At 66.3% G+C, this 4,322-nt stretch carries 4 protein-coding genes; all 4 read right to left on the bottom strand.

The genetic code is table 11. The features are described from left to right. On the bottom strand, positions 1 to 315 hold a 315-nt coding region (locus Q8R73_RS11580), incomplete at its 3' end, for a SulP family inorganic anion transporter (RefSeq protein WP_305719681.1). Between the two features lie 7 nt (positions 316 to 322). Then, positions 323 to 2,377: a bifunctional aldolase/short-chain dehydrogenase gene (locus tag Q8R73_RS11575; protein WP_305719680.1), complete on the bottom strand. Its 2,055-nt coding sequence runs from the start codon at positions 2,375 to 2,377 to the stop codon at positions 323 to 325. 16 nt (positions 2,378 to 2,393) lie between these two features. Continuing rightward, complete coding sequence (gene mtnA, locus Q8R73_RS11570) at positions 2,394 to 3,503, bottom strand: S-methyl-5-thioribose-1-phosphate isomerase (protein WP_305719679.1); 1,110 nt, start codon at positions 3,501 to 3,503, stop codon at positions 2,394 to 2,396. Positions 3,504 to 3,524: 21 nt separating this feature from the next. Then, positions 3,525 to 4,322: S-methyl-5'-thioadenosine phosphorylase (locus Q8R73_RS11565; RefSeq protein WP_305719678.1), on the bottom strand; the 798-nt coding region annotated here is incomplete at its 5' end.

Genomic DNA, 4,322 nt, shown 5'->3' with positions numbered 1-4,322 from the left:
CGCCGCCGGGTCGCGCTGCAACAGCGAAAACAGCAGCAGACCGAGAAAGAATGTCGTGGTGATGCGCGGCGCATAGATCCGCGTCGAGCGGTCGCCGAGCAGCACGCTGACCACGCCCGCGATCACGGCCGAGATCAGGCCCGCCATCGCGCCATAGGCGAAATATTCGTCGCCCAGCGCGACAAAGGCGAACATGCCGAACGCCATCGCCAGCGGAATGGCGACGGTGGATGAGACCAGCCCGGCGATGATGTCGCCGCGCGCCGTCGCGACGCCGGGAATCGGTGCGGGCGGCGCGGCCGGCGTTGAAGTCATGGGGTCGTCACCGCAGTGCCGCCGCGATGTTGCCGCCATCGACCGTGGTGACGTCGGCGGTGGTTTTCAGCGCCAGCGCCTGGGCCAGGAAAGCCTGCGCCACATCCTCGGCAGCCACCTCGCGGCCGAGCAGATTGCCGCGCATATAGTCCTGCTCGCTCAACCCCCGGAGTTTCGAGCGCGACGCAATCATCTCATCGGTCAACAGCCCGGAGCGGATCCGGTCGGCATTGACCGCATTGGCGCGAATGCCCTCGCTGCCATAATCCAGCGCGTACTGCCTTACCAGAAACAAGGTCGCCGCCTTCGGCAACCCGTAGGGGCCGAAATCGGGCCCGGGATTGACCGCCTGCTTGGACACATTGAACAGCAGGCAGCCGCCTGTGCCCTGCGCCCGCATGATTTTCACGGCAGCCTGCGCGACGCGCTGGTGGCCGTAGAAGTTGAGTTCAAAGCTCTCGCGCAGCACCGCCTCGTCGACTTCGCCGATCCGCCCCTGCCAGGCCGCGCCGGCATTCGAGACGGCAATGTCGACGCCGCCAAAGGCGGACGCGATCTGCGCGAAAGCGGCTCGCACCGATGCGGCATCGGTGACGTCGCATTTGAGCCCCAGCGCGGCACCGCCGATCGCCTTGGCCTTGGCCTGCGCAGCGCTCTCGTCGACATCGAGCAGCGCCACTTCGGCGCCTGCCGCCGCGAAGGCCTTTGCCGTTGCAAATCCGATCGAACCCGCCGCGCCGGTGATGGCGACAACCTGCCCCGCCAGCGGCAACTCCCTGGCGCCGCCCAGCTTTGCCTGCTCCAGCGACCAGTACTCGACGTCGAACAGATCGGCTTCCGGGAGGGGCTCGAAGCGGCCGACCGCTTCCGCATCGGTGATGGTGGCGATCGCGGCCTCGGCGAGGTCAGCGGCGATTCGAGCGTCCTTCTTGCTGCGGCCGAGCCCGAACATGCCGACGCCGGGCACCAGCACCACGCGGGGCGAGGGATCCAGCATCGTCTTGATCCCGCCGACGCGGGCGTTGTTGCGGGTGAAGTAGTCCTTGTAGGTTGCGCCGTAAGCCGCAACCGCATCGCGAACCGCTTTCCCAAAGCCGGCGAGTTCGCCATCCTCGGGTGCGGCAACCACAAGCGGCTTGTTCTTGATGCGGATGTTGTGGTCCGGCGTCACCACGCCGGCCTGGCCATATCGCGCGACCTCGGCGCCGTTGACGAAATTCATCACCGCCTCGCCGGCGCGAAAATCCAGCACGAAGCGCTTCCAGGCACCGTCGCTCCTGCTGTCGGGCAGGCTGCAGGCGCCGCGCACGATCGGTGCGACCTCGGCGAGACGCGCCGGCCGCGCCGGCAGCCTTGCGCCCGGGAATGCCGGCTTGCGATTTTTCGCCAGTCGCTCCTCCGCCATGCCCACCAGCGCGATCATGCGCTCATAGGCCTCGCGTGCGTCGGCGCCGAAACTGAAAATGCCGTGCTTGACCAGAATCAGGCCTTCGACCGACGGATCGGCGTCGAATACCTCGGCGGCGGCCTTGGCGAGGCCAAACCCCGGCATGATGTAGGGCACATAGCCGACCCGCTTGCCGTAAACTTCGCGGCACAAGGCCTCGCCATCGGGCTGGTCGGTCAGCGCGAGCACCGCGGTCGAATGGGTGTGGTCGACGAACTTGTGCGGAATGAACGCATGCAGCAGCGCCTCGACGGAAGGATTCGGCGCCATCGGGTCGATCAGGTTGGCGCGCTGCAGTTGCACCATGTCCTCGTCGGACAGTTTTTCGCGGGCCCGGAGTTTGATCAGGGGCGCGAGCCGCACCGCCGGCAGCCCCTGGGGCTCGATCGAGCCCATATCCCAGCCGGAGCCCTTGACGCAGAGCACGTCGACGGTCTCGCCGTTGAGATCGACCAGCTGCGTTTTCACCGAGGTGTTGCCGCCGCCATGCAACACCAGCCGCGGATCCTGGCCCAGCAGGCGCGTGGTATAGACCCGGAGTGCCACGTCGCGGCCGAGGCCGGCATAACGGGCAATGGCCGCATCGGCATCGCGATCGATCCAGACACTCTGCATACGCTTGATTCCTTGGCTATTCGGCGGCGACCGCTATCCGTTCGGGAAATGCAGCCGACAGCGCGGCGCGATCGGGCTTGAGGACGCCGCGCTCGGTGATCAACCCCGTCACCAGCCGGGCCGGCGTGACATCGAAGGCATAATTCGCAACCGGCGATCCCTCGGGCACGATCCGCACGGTTTCGATCCTGCCATCGGCGGTCCGCCCGGTCATGTGCGTCACTTCCTCAGGCCCGCGCTGCTCGATCGGAATTTCCTTCACTCCGTCGTGGACGCTGAAATCAATGGTCGGTGAAGGCAGCGCTACATAGAACGGCACGCCATTGTCGTGCGCCGCGAGCGCCTTGAGGTAAGTGCCGATCTTGTTGCAGACGTCTCCGTCAGCGGTGACCCGGTCGGTGCCCGTGATCACGAGGTCGACCATGCCGTGCTGCATCAGGTGGCCGCCGGTATTGTCGGGAATGACGGTGTGCGGCACGCCGTGATGGCCGAGTTCCCAGGCCGTCAGGGAGGCGCCCTGATTGCGCGGACGGGTCTCATCGACCCAGACATGAACGGCGATACCGCGGTCATGCGCCAGATAGATCGGCGCGGTGGCGGTGCCCCAATCGACCGTCGCCAGCCAGCCGGCGTTGCAATGGGTCAGCAAATTGACCCGCTCGCCCGGTTTCTTGCGCGCCGCAATCGTCTCGATCAGGCCAAGCCCATGCCGGCCGATCCCCTGGTTGATGGCAATGTCTTGCTCGGCAATCTCGCCGGCGCGGGAATAGGCCGCCGCCGTTCGTATCGATGCCGGCAATGGCCGCAACAGCGACCGCATGGCGTCGAGCGCCCATTTCAGATTGATCGCGGTCGGCCGCGTCGCCATCAGCGTCTGGTGAGCCCGATCGAGTGCTGCGTCGGAAGCATCTGCCCGCATCGCCAGCGCCATCCCGTAGGCCGCGGTCGCACCGATCAAAGGCGCGCCGCGCACCAGCATCGAGCGAATGGCGTCGGCGGCGGCATCGCAGGTCGTCAGCCGGGCCACCACGAAATCATGCGGCAGCAGCCGCTGGTCGATCGCACTGACCGACCAGCCGTCGTTCTCGAGCCAGATGCTTCTGACGTGCCTGTCCCCGACCTTCATGACGCACTCACAACATGACCTTCACTTCCGCAGAATCCGTCCCGCCACCGCATCGAGCTTCTTGAGCAGTTCCGGATCGCGCGCTTCAGGCGCGGTAATCAATGCTGTGTCGAGCGCACGGTCCGATCCGACGGGGCATGGCTCGTGCTCCCTCGGAAACTCGGCGGCGAGCCGCGCCACCAGAGCCTTCGCCTTGTCGGCGTTCGTGCTCAACACCCGGATGATGTCCTGCACCGATACCGCGTCATGGTCGGGATGCCAGCAGTCGAAATCGGTCACCATGGCGACCGTCGCATAGCAGATCTCGGCCTCGCGGGCGAGCTTGGCCTCCGGCATGTTGGTCATGCCGATCACGGAGTAGCCCAGGTTCTTGTACGTCATGCTCTCGGCGTAACTGGAAAACTGCGGACCCTCCATGCAGACATAGGTGCCGCCGCGCGCGACCGCGATGCCCTCGGCCTCGGCCGCGGCCGCCAGATGAACCCGCAGCCGCGGCGACGCCGGATGCGCCATCGACACATGGGCGACGCAGCCGTCGCCGAAGAAGGAGGATCGCCGCGCGAAGGTGCGATCGACGAATTGATCGAGCAGCACGAAGAGACCGGGAAAAAGTTCGGATTTGAACGAGCCGCAGGCCGAGACCGAAATCAGATCGGTGACGCCGGCGCGCGTCATCGCGTCGATGTTCGCGCGGTAGTTGATGGTCGAGGGCGAAAGCCGATGGCCGCGCCCGTGCCGCGGCAAAAAGACCGCCTGGGTCGCGCCGAGTTCGCCAAAGACGAGTTCGTCGGAAGGCTCGCCCCAGGGCGTCGCGACCCG

This window comes from Bradyrhizobium sp., from assembly GCF_030697065.1.
Classification (GTDB): domain Bacteria; phylum Pseudomonadota; class Alphaproteobacteria; order Rhizobiales; family Xanthobacteraceae; genus Bradyrhizobium.
This window is presented reverse-complemented; position numbering and strand designations above follow the sequence as displayed.

What these genes read in the sequence shown, in the direction of transcription:
- Q8R73_RS11575 (WP_305719680.1), bottom strand. Translation starts at nt 2,377, where the DNA reads ATGCAGAGTGTCTGGATCGATCGCGATGCCGATGCGGCCATTGCCCGT.
- mtnA (WP_305719679.1), bottom strand. Translation starts at nt 3,503, where the DNA reads ATGAAGGTCGGGGACAGGCACGTCAGAAGCATCTGGCTCGAGAACGAC.